Genomic DNA, 18,971 nt, shown 5'->3' on the forward strand with positions numbered 1-18,971 from the left:
AGCGATGGGCCCTCGTAGCTCAGGGGATAGAGCACTGCCCTCCGGAGGCAGGTGTCGCAGGTTCGAATCCTGCCGAGGGCACCCAGGTTCCAACACACAAAACCGGCCCCTACCAGCGAGAACGCGGTAGGGGCCGATTCATGTTCACCGGCGGACCCCGATCAAGATCGGGGATCTGTGCGCAATCTGTGGGCACGCTGCACGGAGACCGACTGCCCCGCCCACTGCGCCGCCGTGGCCGCGGAACCCCGCCCCAGCCAGGTGCTCACCGCGGCGTGGCGGAAGTCGCAGGGCCGCCGCGCGAGCGGTCCGCGCTCGTCGACGACCAGGCGCCCGTCGGGGCCGTAGCCGAAGCGTTCAAGCAAGAGCGTCTATACGGATGCGCTCGTCGCCGAGCGCTCGGCACCGTGCCGACAAGTCCCCTCGGGCGATCGCCCCGATCACCGGGTCGCCGGTCCGCCGGAGACGCGTGAACCTGCGCCGTAGGCGGCCATGAACATGTCGACCAGGCTGTTCACGGCCTCCTCGTCGATCGGCTTCGTGGACAGCAACCAGCGGTAGTAGAGGGTGCCGCAGAGAACCTCTGCCGGGAAGCGCAGATCCGCGTCGGCGACCAGTTCGCCGGCACGCTGGGCTCGCGTGATCCGCTCGAAGGTGCTCTGTTCGACGGTCGCCAGGAACCGCTCGTGCAGGGTCTCCCGCAACGCGGCGTCGGACTGGGCTTCGGCGATCACCGCGCGGTAGACCGGCCCGATCGGCGGCTGGGAGAGCGCGGGCGCGGACCGCAGGAACTGCTCACGCAGGTCGGCCCGGACGTCGCCGGTGTCGTGGTAGTCCAGGTCGGTCGTCCACACGCGACTGAGCGCGTCCAGCAGCAGCGCGGCCATCGACGGCCAGCGCCGGTAGATCGTGTGCTTCCCGACGCCGGCCCGGCGCGCGACCGCCTCGATGTTGAGGCCCGCGTACCCGACCTCCGTGGCCAGGTCGAGCGTCACCTGCAGCAGTTCGTCCGTCCGGGCGGCGCCGCGGCGCCGAGGCTGGTCGGTCATGTCCCGCATCCTATCGGCACGCTGCGTGCCGTTGACAGCCAGACAGGCTCGCTGCATCATGAGGCGCAACGGCACGGTGCGTGCCGATAACCTGAAGGAGGTCACCATGGGCAGCAGTGCGGGCACGAAGCACGAGGGCTTCAGCGCCGAAGAACGGGCCGCGATGCGGGACCACGCGAAGGAGCTGAAGGCCGCGGCCCGTCGCGGCTCCCGGGCGGACAAGGCGGCGCAGGCCGAGCAGGACGTGCTCGCGAAGATCGCCGCGATGGCGCCGTCGGACAGAGCGATGGCCGAGCGCGTCCACGCCGTGGTCCGGGCCGCCGCGCCGGTCCTCGAACCAAAGCTGTGGTACGGCATGCCCGCCTACGCTCTGGACGGCAAGGTCGTGTGCTTCTTCCAGAGCGCGGAGAAGTTCAAGGCGCGTTACGCCACGCTCGGGTTCAGCGACCAGGCGTCGCTCGACGACGGTCCGATGTGGCCGACCGGTTTCGCCCTGACCGGTGTCACTTCCGAGGTGGAGGAGAAGATCGCGGCGCTGGTCGAGCGCGCGGTGAGCTGACCGGCGAGCCGGGCCGGATCACGTTGTCCTGCCGCGGCGGACGGGCTGCGGCAGGATGATCGGCATGACCCTGCCGATGTTCTGCCAGGTCGTCCTCGACTGCACCGACACCCGGCGGCTCGCGGAGTTCTACCGCGAGCTGCTCGGGCTCGTGTACCGGCCGGGCGACGAGGACGGCGACGCCGACTGGCTCGTGCTCCGCACGCCGGACGGCCGCCCCCAGCTGGCCTTCCAGCAAGTCGACACCCTGCCGACGGCGACGTGGCCGGACGGCCCCGTGCCGCAGCAGCTGCACCTCGACCTCACCGTGCCCACCAAAGCCGAACTGGAAGCCCAGCACGAGCGGGCCCTTCGCCTCGGCGCCCGGCTGCTCCGCGACCGCAGCGACGACCCCGACGAACCGTTGTACGTCTACGCCGATCCGGCCGGGCACCCGTTCTGCATCTTCGTCGGCTAGCCGTTTTGCCCCGCGAGGTTGCTGACGCCGGTGATGGGTGGTTGGCCGTTGAGGGCGGTGTGGGCAGTGCTGCCGTGCGGTCGTTCGAGGATGGCGGGAATGCCGTGGGCGGCGGCGCGGCGGAAGAAGTCGGCGCAGGTGGCAGCACCCGACACGGAGGTCTTCGCCTCGATCGACAACGTCGATGATCCCTACGGCTAGACCGTCAGCACGATCTTCCCGCGCGTGCGGCCCTGCTGGCTCAGGCGCCACGCGTCGGCGGCCTCGGCGAGCGGGAACGTCCGCTCGACGTGCACCGTCAGCTTGCCCTCGTCCGCCAGGCTCGCCAGCTCGGTCAGTTCGGCGCCGTCCGGGCGGACCCACACGTAGCCGTGCGCGCCGACCTCCGGGTTGGCGATCGACGCGATCCGGTCCGGGCTCACGAACTCGCGGGACACCTCCACCGCGTCGCCGCCCACGAAGTCCACCGCGGCGTCGATCGGGCCCAGTTCACGCAGCCGGTCCGCCAGGCCCTCGCCGTAGGTGACCGGCTCCGCGCCCAGCTCACGCAGGTAGTCGTGGTTGCGCTCGCTCGCCGTGCCGATCACCCGCGCGCCGAGCGCGACCGCGATCTGCGTGCCGAACGACCCGACGCCACCGGCCGCGGCGTGGATCAGCACCGTCTCACCGGCCCGCAGCCCGACGCGCTTCAGCGAGCGGTACGCCGTCTGCCCCGCCAGCGGCACGCCGGCCGCCTGCGCGAAGTCCAGCGAACGCGGCTTCTTCGCGAGCATCCGCACGTTCGCGGTCACCAGCTCGGCGTAGGCGCCCTGCTGCACCCAGTCCTTGCGGACGTAGCCGAAAACCTCGTCGCCGACGGCGAACTCCCCGGAGTCGAATCCCACCTTCTCGACCACCCCGGCCACGTCCCAGCCGGGCACGAGCGGGAATCGGACCTCCATCAGGCCGTCCAGCCCGCCCGCGGCGAGCTTCCAGTCGACCGGGTTGACACCGGCAGCCTTGACCCTGACCAGGACCTCCCCCGGACCGACCTTGGGATCCGGGAGCTCGGCCAGCCGGAGGTCGTCCGCCGAACCGTACTCCTGCAGTGCGATTGCCTTCATGTCCGGCGCAACGGCGGGCCCGCGACGGGATATTCCACCGCAGGCGAGTTTCGCCGGTTCGTGCGCGGGCACACCCGTACATGGCCACCGAACGGCCGGACGACCCCGTCTTGACCGGCGCCGCCCGGGCGTGCTGCACCAGCACCGAGATCACCATCACGGCCACCGCCGCGCGGCTGCACGCCAACGCGACCTGCGACCAGGCAGCCGGTGAGCGAGCGACAGCCGCCCGTCACCGCGACGAAGCGAAACGGCTGAAAATAGAGTCACGAGTCTTGCGAGGAGTGGCAGCGCCCGGCGCGCTGACGTGTGAACATGGGGAGATGACGGAGGGAGCCGAGGACCGGAACCGCGCGGCCAACGAGCGCGACGACCTGGCCGACGCCCGCGACCGGGCGGCCGACCGCCGGGACAGGGCGGCCGTCGAGCGGGACGGGCTGGCGGACGTGGGCGAGACCCAGGACCGGCACGAACGGCACACGATTTCGAAGGCCCTCCGCGACGCCGAGGCCCGGGAGCGCGTGGCCCTGCAGCGCGAAGCCGATGCGACCCGCCGGGAGAAGGAACTGGCGGCGGACGATCCGGATGCGGTGGCCGCGTTCATGGCGGACGCCGAGTCGGACCGGCTGGCGGCGGCCGACGACCGTGCCGCCGCGGCCGAGGACCGCTACGCCCTCCGGGAATACCTCAACCGGACGGCGAACGACCACGGCATGGCGAGAACTTCCCGGCAGCAGGCCGCGCGGGACCGCAGGTCCGCGCGGGAAGACCGGTCCGCGTCACGGGAGGACCGGGAGGCGTCGCTGTCCGACCGCGAGCAGAGCGAGATCGACCTGAACACCGGCCCCTACCCGCCGCAGCCCTGATCAGCGCACGGATATCGTCGTCGGGTTCGCAAGGATGAGCCCGTCACGCTGATCGCCGTGGCGAAGGCCGCCCGGGGTGTCCAGGACGACCGCCTCAGACGCGCTGCGTGATTCCGGCCGGGTGTCGGAGCGGACGAAGCAGCACGTGGTCGCCGTGGCACGGCGGCTCGGCTGAACCCCGAACCGGCCGCGCGCTCGAACGGCGAACCGGCGGGCGTCGTGCTGTCCGACCACGCGGCGGTGCTCGAACAGCTCCTCGACCACCTTGCCACGGCCGGTGCGCAGCACATCGCGCTGCTCGCCTCAAGCACGGTCACCGACTGGGGCCGCACCCTGCAGCGCACCTACCTCGACTGGTCCGAGCGGCACCGGCGCCGGCCGCGGCTGTGGGAGATGGCGTTCGGATCGCCCAGCACGGTCATGCAGGACAACGTGCGCGCGCTGCTCAACGCCGACGCGGACGTCGACGCGCTGGTGTGGGCGCCGGACGGCGCCGCGGCCGCGGTGCTGCCGGTGATCCGCGCCCCCGGCCGGACGATCGGCAGGGACCTGCTGCTCGCGTCCTGTGTGGACAGCACCGCGCCGGCGCACACCGACTCGCCGATCACCGCGATCGACCTGCGGCCCCGCGACGCCGGCGACTCCTGCGCGCGGCTGCTGTTCGACATCCTGTCCGGCGAGGCGCCGCCCGGGACCGTGCGCACCCCAGGCGATCGGCCTCATCGAACGGACACAGCGGGTCTGACCGCGAACTCCGCCCAGCTCTCCCGCGTCACCGAGCACGGCCCGCCGGTGTGCACGTGCATCCGCCCCGCCACCACGTCCAGCGAGATCGTCGCCAGGCTCTCCCACCGCTCGTGCGCGGGCAGCGACATGTCCGGGTGCGCGCAGACCGCCGCGCCGTCCTCGGTGTGCGCGCACAGCGAACGCGCCCGCGCGGTGAGGTCCGCCGCGCCGAGTTCCGCGGCGTGCGACCGCAGCCACGAGCCGCGGGCGAGCGTCGTCGACACGTCGACCGTCGTCCGCTCTCCGGGAGCGAGCGCCGCGTCGAGGAAGTGGTTGGCGTGCCACAGAACTCCGTCCACCGGGTCGACCACGCCGACCCCGGCCGGGCTCAGTTCCAGGCACCGCGCCCGGTCGGCGGTCACGACGGTGATCACCGACGACGCCGACAACCGCGCCGAGCGGGCCAGCTCGGTGGCCTCCTCGACGGTCGACGCCTCGTCCAGGATCCGCCGCGCCACCACGTGCACCGGCACCCCGATGTCCGCGTGGTCCGAGGCGTGCCGCAGCACGTTGAAGTGCACGCCGAGCCCGCCGGAGTTCACGCCGATCTTGCCGGCCACCCCGGCCTCGGTGAACGTGCACACGCCCGGCCAGGACACCACGGTCATGCCGTCGCGCAGGGTGTCGTGCCAGTCCCAGGTCTGCACCGTGCGCGGCGAGCCGTCCGCGAGCACCACCGACGTGGAGCACTCCCCCTCGCCGGTCACGGCCGCCGCGGCGAGGATCTCGGTGCGCCCGTTCAGTGCGCCGAGCTGCCACCCGGCGAGCCCGCTGCCCTCGGCCACCCCGAGCAGCTCCTCCCCCAGCGACGGCGCCCATTCGCTCGTTTCCGCCAGCGCCGCCGCGCCCAACGCCCGCACCTGCTCGAACCCGATGCCGTGGGCGGCGAACAGCCGCGCGTAACCGTCGAAGGCCGCCCGGATCTCGCCGGCGCACTCCGCGCCCAGCGTCCGCGGGTCGTCGGCCACCACGACCTTCATCGGGTGCTCGCCAGTACCGTGTCCCACGCCGGCTCGGAGGCCGGCGCGCCCAGCCCGGTCGTCGCTAACTGCTTCAGTGTCACGTCGCCCAGCTTCGCGTTGGTGATGACGACCGTCAACGTCGTGTTCCCCGAGGCCGGGCCACCAGCTCCGCGATGATCCGCACACCCTCCTCGATTTCGCCCGGCGGCCTGGCGCCGTAGCCGAGCACGAGGCCGGGCGCGCCCGGGAGCTGGCGGTGCCAGGACAGCGGCTGCACCTTGACGCCGCGGGACAGCGCCGCGGTCGCCAGGTCCACATCGGACAGCTCGCGGTCGAAAGTGATCATCAGGTGCAGGCCGGCCGCCGCGCCGTGCACGCGGACGCCGGGCAGGTGGCGGCGGACCGCGTCGATCATCACGTCCCGGCGGCGCCGGTGGCGTCGGCGCACGAAGCGCAGGTGCCGCTCCAGATCGCCGGACGTCATGAGGTGCGCCAGCACCAGTTGCGGCAGCACCGCGTTGCCGAGGTCGGCGTACCGCTTCGCGTCCACGAGGTCCCGCTGGTACCGCGGCGGCACCAGCAGCCAGCCGATCCGCAGCGCCGGGGCGAGCAGCTTCGAGATGCTGCCCGCGTAGCAGACCCGCTCCGGCAGCATCGCGCGCAGCGCGGGCACCGGCGGGCGGTCGTACCGGTGCTCGGCGTCGTAGTCGTCCTCGACGATCAGGCCGCCCCAGCGCATGAGCTCGCGCCGCCGCTCGCCGCCGAGCACCACGCCCGCCGGGAACTGGTGCGCGGGCGTCAACAACACCGCGGGCGACCGCAGTTCGGACACCCGGACGCCCTTGTCGTCGACCGGCACCGGCGGGGTGGCCAGGCCACTGTTGCGGAGGTGCTGCCGCGCGCCAAGCGAACCGGGGTCCTCCACCGCGACCTCGCCGATGCCGTGCGCGCGGAACACCGTCGCGAGCAGGCCGAGCGCCTGCGCGACCCCGGCGACCACGACCACGTCGGCGGGATCGGCGCGGATGCCGCGGTTGCGGGCCAGCCAGTTCGCCACCGCCAGCCGGAACGCCGGCGCGCCCCGCGGGTCGCCGTATCCGAAGTCGGCCGCCGACAGCCCGCCGAGCACCGCCCGTTCCGCGCGCAGCCACGCCACCCGCGGGAACGCGGCCAGATCCGGCACGCCGGGGGTGAGGTCGATGCGGGCCGGCGCGGCGCGCAACCGGTCGAAGACGTCCGGCCGCGGCTCGAACACGACGTCCGCGCTCGGCGCGGGAGCCGGTGCGGGCGACGCGGTGACGGGCACCGCCACCACGACGGTCCCGCCCCGGCCGCGCCCGGCGACGTGCCCGTCCTCGACGAGCCGCTGGTACGCCTCGGTCACCACCCCGCGTGACACGCCCAGCTCGGCGGCCAGCGTCCGCGTCGGCGGCAGCCTGCTGCCCACCGGCAGGCGCCCGTCGGCGATCGCGTCCCGCAGGCGCGCCGCCAGCCACGCCGACCGCCCGCCCGGCGGGGCCTCGCCGATGTCGAGCTGGAGGAAGTCCGATCCCGTTATGGACCGCTCGACGGGCTCGGGTTTGGACCTGTCCACCGGACCAGTATCCCGCCATGGTGGTCCCATGTCCGTAGAATTCCTGCTCACCGCGCTGGTCGTCGTGGCCACACCCGGCACCGGTGCGCTGCTGACCATGAGCGCCGGCCTGGCGCACGGCACGCGGGCGAGCGTCATCGCCGCGGTCGGCTGCACGCTGGGCACCGTTCCGCACGCGATCGCCGCGATCACCGGCCTCGCCGCGCTGCTGCACGCCAGCCCCGTGGCGTTCCAGGTGATCAAGTACGCCGGGGTGGCCTACCTGCTCTACCTGGCGTGGTCGGCGTTGCGGGAGCCGGACCGGCCGCCGGAGGCGCCCGCGCCGCGGTCGGCCGCCCGGGTGATCGTGTCCGCGGTGCTGGTCAACGTGCTCAACCCGAAGCTCACGATCTTCTTCTTCGCGTTCCTGCCGCAGTTCGTGCACCCCGGTGATCCGCGCTCGCTGCTGACGATGGCCGAGCTGAGCGCGGTGTTCATGGCGCTGACGCTGGTCGTGTTCGTCGCCTACGGAGTGGCCGCCGCGGCGATGCGCGACCGCGTGCTGTCCCGGCCGCGGGTGCGGGCGTGGATGCGCCGGGTCTTCGCGGGCACGTTCGCCGCCCTCGCCGTCCGGCTGGCCGCCGAATGATCCGCTTCCGGCACTCCGACGCGATCTGGTCGGACTTCCCGCAGACGGTCCCGGGTGTGCTGTACGCGGAGAGCGCGCGGCCGTCCAGTGATCCGTCGCGCTACTGGCGGATCGCGGCGGAGCGGCTCGCGGCCGGCCCGGAGTCCGCGCTGCCGGAGATCCAGGCGTGGCGGCAGGCGTTCGCGCGGATGGGCCTGAAACCGACGCGGTACCGGTGCGCGGCGGAATCGTTGCTGCGCCGGTTCCGCAAGGACGGGTCGCTGCCGTCGATCCACCCGATGATCGACCTGGGCAACGCGGTTTCGCTCGCGTTCGCGATCCCGGTCGCCGTGTTCGACGCGGACGCGCTCGACGGTCTGCTGGAAGTCCGGTACGCGACGGGAACCGAGGAGTACGCGGCGTTCTCCGGCGCGACCGAGCACCCGGCCCCGGGGGAGATCGTGTTCGCGGACGAGCACGGCCGGGCGCACGCCCGCCGGTGGACGCACCGGCAGAGCGCGCGATCGGCCGTCACCCCGGCGACGCGGTCGGTGCTGATCGTCGCGGAAGCCCTGCACACCACGGCGGCCGCCGACGTGCCCCGGCTGCTCGACGCACTGAGCGCCGAACTGCCGGGCTCGGAGGCGACGGTGCTCAGCCCGGACGCGCCGGAGTTTCGGGTGAAACTCCGCTGAGCCGCAGCGTTTCGGCGTGCAACCACCTCGCCACCTGGACGTCGAAGGCAGGCCCGTCCACGGCGATGCGCCTGCCCTCGACGAACGCGCTCAACGGTTCGGCGGGCGGCGAGTCGAGCACCCGCACGATCGGGGCCACCGCTTCACCCACCGGTTTGCCGAACCGCTTCATCCGGTCCAGCTGCCGGGCGCTCGCGGCGTCGTACTCACCCGCGAAGCTGGTCGCCGTGACGCCCGGGTGCACCAGCACGTAGCGGATCCGCGGGTGCCGCTCGGCGAACGAGACACCGTGGAGGTCGTTGAGCTTGCCGCCCTGGACCATCGCGCCGACCGGATCGTAGTGCCGGGCGAACTGGAGGTCGTCCCGGTTCACGACGTCCAACGGGGCGCCCGGCCCGGCCACGTTCGCGATCACGGGGGTGTCCGCTCCGGACAGTGCACCGGCCAGCCGCTCCGCCAGCACGAACCGGCTCAGGTAGAACAGCGCGAAGTTGTCCTCGAAGCCCTCGGGGGTCACGTGCCTGCGGGCGCGGAAGAACCGGGCGCACAGCACGAGCGCATCGATCCGCGGGTGCTTCGCGGTGATTTCGTCGGCTGCCGCGTGCGCCGCCGCCACCAGGCTCAGGTCGGCGGGCACGAATTCCGCGCCCGGCGGCGCCTTCGCCGGGTTCCGGCCCACGACGACCACCCGGTCGCCGCGCCCCAGCAGCTCGCGCGCCACTCCCGCGCCGATCCCGTCTGTGCCACCGGTGATGACCACCGTCTTCACCGCTCCGCCCTCCCGGGCAGCAGCGGGCTCGCCGCCAGCACCACGACGAGCGCGCCGACCGCGAACCAGTACACGCCGTGGAAACCGGCCATCGCGTCACCCGCGGTTTCCAGGATCAGCGTCACGACGACCACGCCGATCGACGCGCCGAGCTGGTTGAGGATGTACAGCGCCGAGCTGCCCTGCGGCACCAGCTCCGCGGGCAGCGTCCGGTACAGCGAGCCCATCGTGGGCGCGCCGACGAAGCCGAGCCCCAGGCCCATGACGAACGCGGCCACCGCGGGCCACGCCTGACCCGCGTCCGGGCCCATCCAGGTGAAGCCCAGCCCGGCGAGCAGGGCCACGACCGCGCCCGCGCGCACCAGCACCCGCGCCCCGATCCGGTCGGACAGCCGCCCGGCCAGCGGCATCGACAGCGCCCCGCCGAGGCCGACCGGCGCGACGAGCAGCCCGGCGGCGAGCACGTCGTGGCCGTGCACCTGCTGGTAGTAGAGCGGGAGGACGAACAGGTTCGCGAACGTGCCGAGCCCGACGAGCGCCATCACCGCGACGCTCGCGGTGAACCCGCCCCGCGCGAAGAGGCGCAGATCGATGAGCGGCGCCGAGGCGCGCCTGGCGTGCCCACCGTACGCGAGCAGCAGGACGACACCGGCGACGAGCGGGACGAGCACGGACGCGGTGGCGAACGCGGTGTGCTCCGCGGCCTGCGACAGCGCCAGGACAAGGGCAGCGAACCCCGGGCCGAGCAGCGCGAGCCCACGCACGTCGAGCGGCGCCGGGGCCACTGCCGGACCGTCGTCGCGCGGGACGGAGCGCAGCGCGAGCAGCACGGCGACCAGCCCGAGCGGCACGTTGAGCAGGAACATCCACCGCCAGGGGAGCACGTCCAGCACCGCGCCTCCGGCGACCGGGCCGAGCACCGGCCCGAGCGAGAGCACCACGCCCATCAGGCCCATCACGCGCCCGGCGCGAGCGGGTCCGGCGGCGCGCGCGAGCAGCGTCAGGACCAGCGGGTCGAGGATGCCGGCGCCGAGACCCTGCACGACCCGCGCGGTGATGAGGCTGCCGACGTCCCACGCGCACCCGGCGGCCAGCGAGCCGGCCAGGAACACGGCCAGCCCGGACAGCCACATCCGGCGTCCGCCGAAGCGGTCCACGGCCCAGGTCGTGAACGGGATGGCGACGGTGACGGCGAGCAGGAAACCGGTGGTGGCCCAGCCGATCGTGCTCAGCGAGGCGCCGAAGTCGGCGGCGAGGACATCCGTGCCGGTGGCGACCATCGTGCTGTTGAGGATGCCCAGGATCCCGCCGAGCAGGACCGCGGTGATCATCCGGACGAGCGCCTGGTCGAGGCGTTCGTCCGCGCTGATTGAACTCATGGGTTCAAGTTAGCTTACTCGTCAGAACAAGTGAACCCACGGGTTCAATTCGAGTAGCATGCGGGTATGGCCACGCGTGGACGCATCGACAAACGGCAGGCGATCCTGGACGCGGCGTTCACGGTGTTCGCGCGGCAGGGCTACGCGCAGGCGTGCGTCGCCGAGGTCGCGGCCGAGGCCGGCGTGGCGAAGCCGACGGTCTACAACCACTTCAGCGAGAAGGCGAACCTGTTCCGCGAGTCGATGACGGCGGAGGCGGCCAAGGCGATCGCGGACAACCTGGCGGCGGTGGACCGGCTCCGCGACGCGGGCGAGGACCTGCGGGCCGCGCTGGAGCAGGTGGGCCGCCGCCTGATCGACTGCTACACCGACGACCGGTCGTGGGCGTTCCGGCGGCTCCTGCAGGCCGAACTGGCACGTTTCCCGGAACTGCTGGACACCGTCCAGACGCGCGCCGGAACCAACGTCGTGACCGACGCGCTCGCCGACCGCCTGGCCCGCCTCGCCCTGGAGGGCCGGCTGAAGATCACGGACCCGGCGCGGGCGGCGGAGCAGTTCGGGGCGCTGCTCACCGCGCCCCTGGAGTCGCGGACCCGGCTGGGCACGCGGGCGCTCCCGGCGGCCGAACGGAACGCCGTCGCCGCCGCGGCTGTCGACACCTTCCTGCGCGCCTACGGCTGACCGGCCGTGCCGGGAGCAGCGCGCCCCCGGCACGGCACCCCCTCAGGCGTTGGCCAGCAACCCGTGCGGGTCGAGCACGTACTTGCGCGCCGCGCCGTGGTCGAATTCCTGGTAGCCCCGCGGGGCCTCGGCCAGGGGGATCGGCGTCGCGTTGACCGCCTTCGCGATCTGGACCCGGTCGTGCAGGATCGCCATCATCAGGCGCCGGTGGTAGCGCATCACCGGGCACTGTCCGGTGGTGAACGCGTGCGACTTCGCCCAGCCCAGGCCGATCCGGATGGACAGGGAGCCGTGCCGCGCGGCCTCGTCGGCCGCGCCCGGGTCGCCGGTCACGTACAGGCCCGGGATGCCCAGCGCGCCGCCCGCCGCGGTGATGTCCATCAGCGAGTTCAGCACCGTCGCCGGGTGCTCGTCGGACGCTTCCTTGCCGTGCCCGCGCGCCTCGAACCCGACGGCGTCGACACCGCAGTCGACCTCGGGCACGCCGAGGATCTCGGCGATCTGGTCCTTCGGGTCGCCCTTCGACACGTCCACCGTCTCGCAGCCGAAGCTGCGGGCCTGCTCCAGCCGGTCGGCGTTGAGGTCGCCGACGATCACCACCGCAGCGCCGAGCAGCTGCGCCGACGCCGCCGCGGCCAGCCCGACCGGTCCGGCGCCCGCGATGTACACGGTCGACCCGACGCCGACGCCCGCGCTGACGCAGCCGTGGAAACCGGTCGGGAAGATGTCCGACAGCATGGCCAGGTCGAGGATCTTCTCCATGGCCTGGTCGCGGTCCGGGAACTTCAGCAGGTTCCAGTCCGCGTACGGCACCATCACGTACTCGGCCTGCCCGCCGACCCAGCCGCCCATGTCGACGTAACCGTAGGCCGACCCGGGCCGGTCCGGGTTGACGTTGAGGCAGATCCCGGTCTTGCCCTCCTTGCAGTTGCGGCACCGTCCGCAGGCGATGTTGAACGGCACCGAGACCAGGTCGCCCTCCTTGATGAACTCGACGTCCCGGCCCGTCTCGACCACCTCGCCGGTGATCTCGTGGCCCAGCACCAGCCCTTCCGGCGCGGTCGTGCGGCCACGCACCATGTGCTGGTCGCTGCCGCAGATGTTGGTCGCGACGTTCTTGAGAATGACACCGTGCTGGGTTTCCCGCCCCACGTTGGCCTGGTGCACGCCGGGGCCGTCCTTCATCGAGAAGGTCGGGTAGTCGATGGTGTCGACCTCGACCTTGCCGGGTCCCAGATAGGTGACCGCTTTGTTGCCCGCCATGAGTTCTGCCGCCTCGATTCCTCGTTCGCCGTTGAACGGTCAGGACCCGATGCTAGGAACGTGCGCGGCGCCGGGCCTAGGGCCGGAAGACCATTCCGGGAAGCGCTCGCGAGCGGCCCACCGCGTCACGGGCGCGAACCCGAGACCGGTCAGCAGGAACAGCGCGCCGAGGACCAGCCACCCCACCACACCACCGCCGAGGACCAACGTCGTCAGCAGCACCGGCCCCGCCATCCGGGCGATCGCCACGCCGGAGGCGAAGAACCCCTGGTACTGGCCCTGTTTCCCGTCGGGCGCGAGCGTGAAGCTGATCTCCCAGGCGCCCGCGGCGAGCAGCATCTCCCCCGCCACCTGGATGACGGCCGCGACGAGCAGCACCACCCAGACGCCCGCCGACGACGCGTACACCGCGCAGGCGAGCAGCATCAGGATCCCGGCGCCGCGCGCGGCACGGGCGGCGGTGCGCAGCCCCGACACCCGGCGCGCGACCCGGACCTGGAACAGCACCACGCTCACCGTGTTGACCAGCAGCAGGACCGACACCAGCCAGGCAGGCGCGTCCGTTCGCTCGACCATCCACAGTGGAATGACCAGGCTGAGCAGCGGCATGTTCAGCATCATGATCGTGTGCAGGAGGGCCAGTACCGCGTACGGCCGGTCGCGCAGCACCGCCCGTCGCGGGCTGTCGCGGACCACGGCGACTTCCGGCACGCGCGACAGGATCACCGCCGCGACCACGAACCCGGCGGCGTCGGCGGCGAACACCACCTGGTAGGCGAGCGCGGTGCCGGCCTGCAGCGCGACGCCCCCGGCCGCGGCGCCGATCGCGAGCCCCGCGTTCGTGGCCGCCTGCAGGTGGGCGCGCACCCGGGTGCGGCCGGCGGGCTCGACCAGACCGGCGAGCAGCGCCTGCCGTGCGGCGGCGAGCCCGCTCTGGCCACAGGCGTAGGCGCCCGCGAGTGCGAGGAAGGCGGGGAACGAGGTGGCGAAGACGAACCCGCCGAGCGCGACGGCCGTGCCGAGCGCGAGCAGCACCGCGACCCGCCGCGGCCCGTACCGGTCGGCGAGGTGACCGGCCCCCACCCCGGCGATCGCGCCTGCCGCCCAGCCGAGCGTCAGCCCGAGCCCCACCTGGGCCGGCGGCAGACCGATGACCAGCGTGAAGTACAGGGCGGAGGTGACGTAGTAGGCGCCGTCGCCGAGCGAGTTGACCAGCTGCGCCGTGGCGAGCAGCCGCGCGGCGGTCATGACACGCCCCGGTGCGGCCCGTACCCGTCGGCGCGGTGGCCCACACCCACTCCTGCGACGGCCGCCCAGCCGAGCGGCAGCCCAAGGGCGGACGCGACGTAATACGCGCCGCCGCGCAACGAATTGGCCTGCTGCGCCACAACGAGCAGCCCCGCGGCGGTCATGACGTCACCGGGCGCCGTGTGCGGGCCCGCTTCAGTTCGAAGAAACCGTCGGTGCCCGCGACCAGCACAACGCCGTCCCACAGCCGGCCCGCCGCGGCACCGCGGGGGACCGGCGTGACCACCGGGCCGAAGAAGGCGTTGACCTCGCCGTCGGGGCCGGTCACGTGGATCGCCGGCGTGCCCAGGTCCTCCCCCACCGGCCCGAGCCCCGCCGCCGTGCTCGCGCGGAGCGCCTCGTCGTGCTCGGTGGTGGCGGCGGCCTCCGCGAGGTCCACCGGCAGGCCGCACGAGGCCAGCGCCTCGCGGTACAGGTCGGGCCCGAGCGGCGCGCGGTCGAGGTGGATCCGCCTGCCCAGCGCGGTGTAGAGGTCACGCAGCACCTCGTTGCCGCACCTGCGCTCCGCGGCGATCGCGACCCGCGCCGGGCCCCAGGCGCTGTCCAGCCACTCCCGGTACCACGGCTCGACCGCACGCCCCTCGTTGAGCAGCGACAGGCTCAGCACGTGGAACCGGACCCGCACGTCCCGCACCCGCTCCACCTCCAGCAGCCAGCGCGAGGCGATCCAGGCCCACGGGCACTTCGGGTCGAACCAGAGGTCGGCTGTCGTCATGGCGGAAACGCTAGACAGCCGATTGGCCCGAGGTAAGCTCCAATTCCTATCTGCTTGTTTGGGCCATTTTCGGAGCCGTGGTGGACCTGCACATCAGCCTGACCGGCGGTGACCTCGTCGCGCAGATCTACCGCCAGGTCCGCGACGCGATCGCCGACGGACGCCTCCGGCCAGGCGAGCGACTGCCGCCGTCGCGGGAGCTCGCGCGGACCCTCGCCGTCTCCCGCAACACGGTCGCCGCCGCCTACGACCGGCTCACCGCCGAGGGTCTACTGACCGGCCGCGTCGGGGCCGGGACGTTCGTCGCGGGCACCGCACCGCGGCAGCCCCGCCGGGCGCCCCGGGGCGTGCTCGCCGCGCGGCCGTTCTGGGACACGCTGCCGGACCCCGTCGAGGCGCCGCCGGTGCGCTACGACTTCCGCGTCGGCGTCCCGGATGCGAGCCTGTTCCCGCTGCAGACCTGGCGGCGCCTGGTCTCGCAGAGCCTGCGAGGTCACGAGATCCCGGCCGGCTACGGTGATCCGTCCGGCCACAGTGGACTGCGAGCGGCGATCGCGCGTCACCTCGGCATCGCGCGGTCGGTGCGGGCGGCGGCCGAGGACGTGCTGGTCACGCAGGGCGCGCAGCAGGCGCTCGACCTCGTCGGCCGGGTGCTGGTCGAACCGGGCGCGTGCGTCGCGGTCGAGGAACCCGGCTATCCCCCGGCGCGGCGGCTGCTCGCATCGCTCGGCGCGCGGGTCACCGGAGTGCCGGTGGACGGCGAGGGGATCGTCGTGGACCGGATCCCGAACGCCGCCCGGCTGGTGTACGTGACGCCGTCGCACCAGTTCCCGCTGGGCACACCGATGTCGCCGGCGCGCCGGGCCGCCCTGCTCGAGTGGGCCGGGCGGCGGGACGCGGTGATCGTCGAGGACGACTACGACAGCGAGTTCCGCTTCGCCGGGCGGCCACTCGACCCGTTGCAGAGCCTCGACCGCGCCGGGCGGGTCATCTACGTGGGGTCGTTCTCCAAGACGCTGCTGCCGATGCTGCGGCTGGGTTTCCTGATCGCCCCCGCCGCGCTGCGGCCCGCGCTGCTCAAGGCCAAACAGCTCACCGACTGGCACGGTGACCTCACCACGCAGGCCGCGCTCGCCCGGTTCCTGGACGAGGGCCTGCTGACCCGGCACGTCCGGAAGGCCACTCGCGAGTACGCGGCCCGGCACGAGCTGATCGTGCGCACGCTGGAGCGGGAATTCGGCGACTGGCTCCGGCTCGTGCCCTCGGCCGCGGGCCTGCACGTGTGCGCCAGGTCGGTGGTCGACACGTCGGCCCTGCACGCCCCGGGTGTCGCGTTCGACCGGCTGCACACCTACTACGCCGATTCGCCGCCCGAGCAGGGGCTCGCGCTCGGCTACGGGGCCGTGTCGCCGGACGGGATCGTGGCCGGTCTCCGCCTGTTGCGCGACGCGTTCAGGGCAGCAGGACGACCTGGACCGCGGTGAGGAGACCGGCCAGAACGACCGCGATGGTCGCCGCGCCGAGAACGTGCCGCGCGCTGCCGGTCGTCGGCGGGCGCCGCACGGCGATGAACCACAGCACCACGACCGCGGCCGCGCACCCCGCGGCGGCGATCTCCAGCGGGGCGCCGCGGACCAGGCCGCTGCGCAGCAGGAGAACGGCCGCGACGGCGGCGGCGAGGGCGGTGCGCTGCCAGGCCAGCGCGGTCCGCTCGGGCTGGAGTCCGGGGTCCCTCATCGGATCGTGGCCAGCGCGACCACGAGGACGACCGTCCCGGCGAGCGCGGCCGCCCACCCGACGACGACCGGCAGCCACGTCATCGGCAGCGGCCGCTTGTTGCGCATCGCGCGCTGCACCCGGGCCCAGCGCCGGTAGGCGAACGCCGCGAGCAGGGTGCCGGTGACGGCGAGCAGCGCGGCGAGGACGCCACGCAACCCGGCGATCGAGAACTGCGGGACGAACTGCATGAGCGCCACAGCGCCGGCGATGAGCGCGAGCGCGGTCCGCAGCCACGCCAGGAAGGTGCGCTCGTTGGCGAGGGTGAAGCGGTAGTCGGGCTCCTCCCCCTCTTCGTACCAGCGTGGGCTCATGCGGGTGACGTTACTGTCCGGCGCGGGCCCTGGGCAGTTTGACTGGGTCGTCGTGCAGGTCCTCGAACAGGTCGCCGATTTCCTCGACGCGGTCGAGGACGTCGTCGCTGAGGAACTTCAACTGCGCGGGGCGGCGGCACGACTCGACCTCGTCCCAGGTGACCGGTGTGGACACGGTCGGTTCCGGGCGGCCGCGCAGCGAGTACGGCGCGACGGTCGTCTTGTGCGGGTTGTTCTGGCTCCAGTCGATGAACACCTTGCCGGGCCGCAGGCCCTTCGTCATGGCCGCGGTGACCTCCCCCGGCGTCTCGGCGGCGAGCTTCTTCGCGGCGGCCTTCGCGTAGGCCGAGGTGTCCTCCGGTGTCGCGGTCTTCACCGCCGCGTACAGCTGCATGCCCTTCGAGCCGCTGGTCTTCGGGTAGAGCCGGAGCCCGTCCGCCGCCAGCAGGTCGCGCAGCCGCTCGGCGACGCGGCAGCACTCGACGATCGTCGCAGGCTCGCCCGGGTCGAGGTCGAACACCAGCAGGTCGGGGTTGCGGCGGGCGCCACGCGGGCCGACGGTCCACTGCGGCACGTGCAGTTCCAGCGCGGCGAGGTTGGCCGCCCATATCAACGTCGGCACGTCGTTGACCAGCGGATACGCGTTCACGTCCGAGCTCTGCCCGCGCCCGCCGCTTGCGATCTTCGCGGTCTTCACCCAGTCGGGGGCGTGCCGTCCGGCGTCCTTCTCGTAGAACGGGTTCGACTGCACCCCGCCCGGCCAGCGTCGGAAGGTGAGCGCCCGGTCGCGCAGGTGCGGCAGGATCACCGGGGCGATGCGGGCGTAGTAGTCGATCACCTGGCCCTTGGTGAACCCGGCTTCGGGGTAGAGCACCTTGTCCAGGTTGGACAACGACAGCCGGCGCCCGTCGACCTGCACCGTCACCCTGTCCTCGGCCATGCCCCCAGCCTGCCCCAGCGTCGCGCGCCGTGCATCCCGCGCATTGTCTCGCTGGCCGGAACAGATCTTGCTCGGAACCGGTACAGTATGGGAGTAGCTGCACCGATACCGTTCCTCTCACCGGAACGCTACCCCGAGGACCATCGGCTTTGACCACCAAGAGTACCGCCGGACGCAAGCTCGCACCGGCCAACGACAACACCGGCACCGAGGCCGCGGCCCGGGTCGCCGACGTGCTCCTGCTCTTCGCCGGCGGTCCCCGTTACCTGGGGGTGAGCGCGATCAGCCGCGAGCTGGGACTGTCGAAGGCCGTCGTCTTCCGGATCCTGCAGTCGCTCGTGTCGCGGGAGCTGCTGGCGACCGATCCTGGCGTGAACGGCTACCGGCTGGGCCAGGCCGCGGCAGCGCTCGGCGCGAGCGCCCTGCGCCGGTTCGACGCCCGCACGGTCGCGACGCCCATACTGCGCCGGCTGCGGGACGAAACCGGCGAGACCACCACGCTGTCCGGCCTGGTCGGCGACGAGCGGGTGTACCTGGACCAGTTCGAGAGCCCGCGCGAGATCAAGATGACGGTGGAGATCGGCCGTCGCTTCCCCCTGCACGCGGGCTCGTCCGGCAAGGTCATCCTGGCCTTCCTGCCTGAGGACCGCCAGGAGTCGGTGCTGCGGCGAACGCTGGAACCGCTGACGGACAAGACGATCACCGACGTCGACACCCTGCGCACCGCACTGGCCGAAACCGCGAGGGAAGGCGTGGCGGTCTCCCTCGGCGAACGCCAAGCCGGAGCCGGTTCGGTCGCCGCCCCCCTGTTCGGCCCCGACGGCGAGGTCCACGGCTCGATCAGCATTTGCGGCCCGCAATACCGCTTCACGCCAGAGGCGATCGACCGTTATCGGGCCCTGATCCGCGCAGCATCGGAAGAAATCCGGGACAACTGGACCTGGCTTCGCGACAGCGAAGCAGGCAGCGCGTAGCGCAAAAGTCTCTGAACCCCAACCCGAGCTGGGTGGTCATCCCGTCGCCTGACACGCAACGATCACCTTGAGCCAGGGCCGCAACCCAGGCCGCCAACCGGCAGCCGAACATGCCAACCTTGCGGCCCTGGCTCAAGGTGATATGCCCAAACCGGAAGGCGACGGGATGACCAC

General features: G+C 72.8%; 23 protein-coding genes, 1 tRNA gene and 1 pseudogene. 11 read left to right on the forward strand and 14 right to left on the reverse strand.

What is annotated here, in order from left to right:
• Positions 1 to 8 precede the first annotated feature (8 nt).
• Positions 9 to 81, forward strand: a tRNA-Arg gene (locus ABZ215_RS22305).
• A 359-nt stretch (positions 82 to 440) separates the two neighbouring features.
• Here the strand turns inward: ABZ215_RS22305 and ABZ215_RS22310 are convergent.
• The gene (locus ABZ215_RS22310) at positions 441 to 1,049 is read right to left on the reverse strand and encodes a TetR/AcrR family transcriptional regulator (protein WP_354951262.1); all 609 of its coding nucleotides are present in this window, start codon (positions 1,047 to 1,049) and stop codon (positions 441 to 443) included.
• A gap of 106 nt (positions 1,050 to 1,155) precedes the next feature.
• On the opposite strand from ABZ215_RS22310, the gene ABZ215_RS22315 reads away from it, so the two are divergent.
• Entirely contained in the window at positions 1,156 to 1,608 is a 453-nt protein-coding gene (locus ABZ215_RS22315; protein WP_354951264.1) for a DUF1801 domain-containing protein, read from the forward strand.
• Between the two features lie 55 nt (positions 1,609 to 1,663).
• On the forward strand, positions 1,664 to 2,065 hold the full coding sequence (locus tag ABZ215_RS22320; protein ID WP_354951266.1) for a VOC family protein: 402 nt from the start codon (positions 1,664 to 1,666) through the stop codon (positions 2,063 to 2,065).
• Here ABZ215_RS22320 and ABZ215_RS22325 read toward each other — a convergent pair.
• Entirely contained in the window at positions 2,062 to 2,244 is a 183-nt protein-coding gene (locus ABZ215_RS22325; protein ID WP_354951268.1) for a hypothetical protein, read from the reverse strand. The genes ABZ215_RS22320 and ABZ215_RS22325 overlap by 4 nt on opposite strands.
• Before the next feature lie 18 nt (positions 2,245 to 2,262).
• On the reverse strand, positions 2,263 to 3,168 hold the full coding sequence (locus ABZ215_RS22330) for an NADP-dependent oxidoreductase (protein ID WP_354951270.1): 906 nt from the start codon (positions 3,166 to 3,168) through the stop codon (positions 2,263 to 2,265).
• Positions 3,169 to 3,491: 323 nt separating this feature from the next.
• Between ABZ215_RS22330 and ABZ215_RS22335 the strand changes: the two genes are divergently transcribed.
• The 3 genes and pseudogenes from ABZ215_RS22335 to ABZ215_RS22345 all read left to right on the forward strand — a co-directional run.
• Positions 3,492 to 4,034 (forward strand): hypothetical protein, encoded by a 543-nt coding sequence (locus tag ABZ215_RS22335; RefSeq protein WP_354951272.1) that lies wholly within the window; start codon positions 3,492 to 3,494, stop codon positions 4,032 to 4,034.
• Positions 4,035 to 4,110: 76 nt separating this feature from the next.
• Positions 4,111 to 4,209 carry a hypothetical protein gene (locus ABZ215_RS22340; RefSeq protein WP_354951274.1) on the forward strand — a complete coding sequence of 33 codons (99 nt, stop codon included), beginning with the start codon at positions 4,111 to 4,113 and terminating at the stop codon, positions 4,207 to 4,209.
• A gap of 65 nt (positions 4,210 to 4,274) precedes the next feature.
• Positions 4,275 to 4,682, forward strand: a pseudogene (locus ABZ215_RS22345) (substrate-binding domain-containing protein); the annotation flags it as partial.
• Positions 4,683 to 4,753: 71 nt separating this feature from the next.
• Here the strand turns inward: ABZ215_RS22345 and ABZ215_RS22350 are convergent.
• The 3 genes from ABZ215_RS22350 to ABZ215_RS22360 are packed head-to-tail and all read right to left on the reverse strand — an operon-like array spanning position 4,754 to position 7,376.
• Entirely contained in the window at positions 4,754 to 5,800 is a 1,047-nt protein-coding gene (locus ABZ215_RS22350) for a C45 family peptidase (protein ID WP_354951276.1), read from the reverse strand.
• A complete protein-coding gene (locus tag ABZ215_RS22355; RefSeq protein WP_272883812.1) occupies positions 5,797 to 5,919 on the reverse strand; it encodes a hypothetical protein in 123 nt (40 codons plus the stop codon). Before ABZ215_RS22355 ends, ABZ215_RS22350 begins: the two co-directional genes overlap by 4 nt.
• Complete coding sequence (locus ABZ215_RS22360; protein ID WP_354951278.1) at positions 5,916 to 7,376, reverse strand: PLP-dependent aminotransferase family protein; 1,461 nt, start codon at positions 7,374 to 7,376, stop codon at positions 5,916 to 5,918. Before ABZ215_RS22360 ends, ABZ215_RS22355 begins: the two co-directional genes overlap by 4 nt.
• A 28-nt stretch (positions 7,377 to 7,404) precedes the next feature.
• Here ABZ215_RS22360 and ABZ215_RS22365 point away from each other — a divergent pair, with 28 nt between their 5' ends.
• Both ABZ215_RS22365 and ABZ215_RS22370 read left to right on the forward strand, forming a co-directional pair.
• Positions 7,405 to 8,004, forward strand: coding sequence for a LysE family translocator (locus ABZ215_RS22365; protein WP_020417758.1), 600 nt, complete (start codon positions 7,405 to 7,407; stop codon positions 8,002 to 8,004).
• Positions 8,001 to 8,678: a phenylalanine--tRNA ligase beta subunit-related protein gene (locus ABZ215_RS22370; protein ID WP_354951281.1), complete on the forward strand. Its 678-nt coding sequence runs from the start codon at positions 8,001 to 8,003 to the stop codon at positions 8,676 to 8,678. Before ABZ215_RS22365 ends, ABZ215_RS22370 begins: the two co-directional genes overlap by 4 nt.
• Here ABZ215_RS22370 and ABZ215_RS22375 read toward each other — a convergent pair.
• Positions 8,638 to 9,447: an SDR family NAD(P)-dependent oxidoreductase gene (locus ABZ215_RS22375; protein ID WP_354951283.1), complete on the reverse strand. Its 810-nt coding sequence runs from the start codon at positions 9,445 to 9,447 to the stop codon at positions 8,638 to 8,640. The two genes, ABZ215_RS22370 and ABZ215_RS22375, sit on opposite strands and share 41 nt — an antisense overlap.
• On the reverse strand, positions 9,444 to 10,826 hold the full coding sequence (locus ABZ215_RS22380) for a DHA2 family efflux MFS transporter permease subunit (RefSeq protein WP_354951285.1): 1,383 nt from the start codon (positions 10,824 to 10,826) through the stop codon (positions 9,444 to 9,446). Before ABZ215_RS22380 ends, ABZ215_RS22375 begins: the two co-directional genes overlap by 4 nt.
• A 66-nt stretch (positions 10,827 to 10,892) precedes the next feature.
• On the opposite strand from ABZ215_RS22380, the gene ABZ215_RS22385 reads away from it, so the two are divergent.
• Entirely contained in the window at positions 10,893 to 11,507 is a 615-nt protein-coding gene (locus ABZ215_RS22385) for a TetR/AcrR family transcriptional regulator C-terminal domain-containing protein (protein WP_354951287.1), read from the forward strand.
• A 42-nt stretch (positions 11,508 to 11,549) separates the two neighbouring features.
• Here the strand turns inward: ABZ215_RS22385 and fdhA are convergent, their stop codons facing one another.
• The 3 genes from fdhA to ABZ215_RS22400 form a co-directional block, all read right to left on the reverse strand.
• Positions 11,550 to 12,770 carry a formaldehyde dehydrogenase, glutathione-independent gene (gene fdhA, locus ABZ215_RS22390; RefSeq protein WP_354710409.1) on the reverse strand — a complete coding sequence of 407 codons (1,221 nt, stop codon included), beginning with the start codon at positions 12,768 to 12,770 and terminating at the stop codon, positions 11,550 to 11,552.
• A gap of 39 nt (positions 12,771 to 12,809) precedes the next feature.
• Positions 12,810 to 14,018 (reverse strand): MFS transporter, encoded by a 1,209-nt coding sequence (locus ABZ215_RS22395; protein ID WP_354951289.1) that lies wholly within the window; start codon positions 14,016 to 14,018, stop codon positions 12,810 to 12,812.
• A 160-nt stretch (positions 14,019 to 14,178) separates the two neighbouring features.
• Positions 14,179 to 14,793 carry a disulfide bond formation protein DsbA gene (locus ABZ215_RS22400; RefSeq protein WP_354951291.1) on the reverse strand — a complete coding sequence of 205 codons (615 nt, stop codon included), beginning with the start codon at positions 14,791 to 14,793 and terminating at the stop codon, positions 14,179 to 14,181.
• An 80-nt stretch (positions 14,794 to 14,873) separates the two neighbouring features.
• On the opposite strand from ABZ215_RS22400, the gene ABZ215_RS22405 reads away from it, so the two are divergent.
• Complete coding sequence (locus ABZ215_RS22405; RefSeq protein WP_354951293.1) at positions 14,874 to 16,277, forward strand: PLP-dependent aminotransferase family protein; 1,404 nt, start codon at positions 14,874 to 14,876, stop codon at positions 16,275 to 16,277.
• On the opposite strand, the gene ABZ215_RS22410 is transcribed toward ABZ215_RS22405, so the two are convergent.
• From ABZ215_RS22410 to ligD, 3 genes are read right to left on the reverse strand one after another with little or no spacing between them, the layout of a single operon-like run.
• Positions 16,246 to 16,530, reverse strand: a complete 285-nt coding sequence (locus ABZ215_RS22410; RefSeq protein WP_237339533.1) for a DUF202 domain-containing protein — start codon at positions 16,528 to 16,530, stop codon at positions 16,246 to 16,248. The two genes, ABZ215_RS22405 and ABZ215_RS22410, sit on opposite strands and share 32 nt — an antisense overlap.
• The gene (locus ABZ215_RS22415; RefSeq protein WP_020417747.1) at positions 16,527 to 16,883 is read right to left on the reverse strand and encodes a DUF202 domain-containing protein; all 357 of its coding nucleotides are present in this window, start codon (positions 16,881 to 16,883) and stop codon (positions 16,527 to 16,529) included. Before ABZ215_RS22415 ends, ABZ215_RS22410 begins: the two co-directional genes overlap by 4 nt.
• Positions 16,884 to 16,893: 10 nt before the next feature.
• Positions 16,894 to 17,823: a non-homologous end-joining DNA ligase gene (ligD, locus tag ABZ215_RS22420; protein WP_354951295.1), complete on the reverse strand. Its 930-nt coding sequence runs from the start codon at positions 17,821 to 17,823 to the stop codon at positions 16,894 to 16,896.
• Positions 17,824 to 17,972: 149 nt separating this feature from the next.
• On the opposite strand from ligD, the gene ABZ215_RS22425 reads away from it, so the two are divergent.
• On the forward strand, positions 17,973 to 18,797 hold the full coding sequence (locus tag ABZ215_RS22425) for an IclR family transcriptional regulator (protein WP_020417745.1): 825 nt from the start codon (positions 17,973 to 17,975) through the stop codon (positions 18,795 to 18,797).
• Positions 18,798 to 18,971 lie beyond the last annotated feature (174 nt).

This window comes from Amycolatopsis sp. NPDC006131, assembly GCF_040614175.1.
GTDB lineage: Bacteria > Actinomycetota > Actinomycetes > Mycobacteriales > Pseudonocardiaceae > Amycolatopsis_E > Amycolatopsis_E tucumanensis.

Bases quoted from the DNA above. Each gene is read 5' to 3' on its own strand.
- ABZ215_RS22310 (WP_354951262.1), bottom strand. From the start codon at position 1,049: ATGACCGACCAGCCTCGGCGCCGCGGCGCCGCCCGGACGGACGAACTG.
- ABZ215_RS22315 (WP_354951264.1), top strand. From the start codon at position 1,156: ATGGGCAGCAGTGCGGGCACGAAGCACGAGGGCTTCAGCGCCGAAGAA.
- ABZ215_RS22320 (WP_354951266.1), top strand. From the start codon at position 1,664: ATGATCGGCATGACCCTGCCGATGTTCTGCCAGGTCGTCCTCGACTGC.
- ABZ215_RS22330 (WP_354951270.1), bottom strand. From the start codon at position 3,168: ATGAAGGCAATCGCACTGCAGGAGTACGGTTCGGCGGACGACCTCCGG.
- ABZ215_RS22335 (WP_354951272.1), top strand. From the start codon at position 3,492: ATGACGGAGGGAGCCGAGGACCGGAACCGCGCGGCCAACGAGCGCGAC.
- ABZ215_RS22350 (WP_354951276.1), bottom strand. From the start codon at position 5,800: ATGAAGGTCGTGGTGGCCGACGACCCGCGGACGCTGGGCGCGGAGTGC.
- ABZ215_RS22365 (WP_020417758.1), top strand. From the start codon at position 7,405: ATGTCCGTAGAATTCCTGCTCACCGCGCTGGTCGTCGTGGCCACACCC.
- ABZ215_RS22370 (WP_354951281.1), top strand. From the start codon at position 8,001: ATGATCCGCTTCCGGCACTCCGACGCGATCTGGTCGGACTTCCCGCAG.
- ABZ215_RS22380 (WP_354951285.1), bottom strand. From the start codon at position 10,826: ATGAGTTCAATCAGCGCGGACGAACGCCTCGACCAGGCGCTCGTCCGG.
- ABZ215_RS22385 (WP_354951287.1), top strand. From the start codon at position 10,893: ATGGCCACGCGTGGACGCATCGACAAACGGCAGGCGATCCTGGACGCG.
- fdhA (WP_354710409.1), bottom strand. From the start codon at position 12,770: ATGGCGGGCAACAAAGCGGTCACCTATCTGGGACCCGGCAAGGTCGAG.
- ABZ215_RS22395 (WP_354951289.1), bottom strand. From the start codon at position 14,018: ATGACCGCCGCGCGGCTGCTCGCCACGGCGCAGCTGGTCAACTCGCTC.
- ABZ215_RS22400 (WP_354951291.1), bottom strand. From the start codon at position 14,793: ATGACGACAGCCGACCTCTGGTTCGACCCGAAGTGCCCGTGGGCCTGG.
- ABZ215_RS22410 (WP_237339533.1), bottom strand. From the start codon at position 16,530: ATGAGGGACCCCGGACTCCAGCCCGAGCGGACCGCGCTGGCCTGGCAG.
- ABZ215_RS22415 (WP_020417747.1), bottom strand. From the start codon at position 16,883: ATGAGCCCACGCTGGTACGAAGAGGGGGAGGAGCCCGACTACCGCTTC.
- ligD (WP_354951295.1), bottom strand. From the start codon at position 17,823: ATGGCCGAGGACAGGGTGACGGTGCAGGTCGACGGGCGCCGGCTGTCG.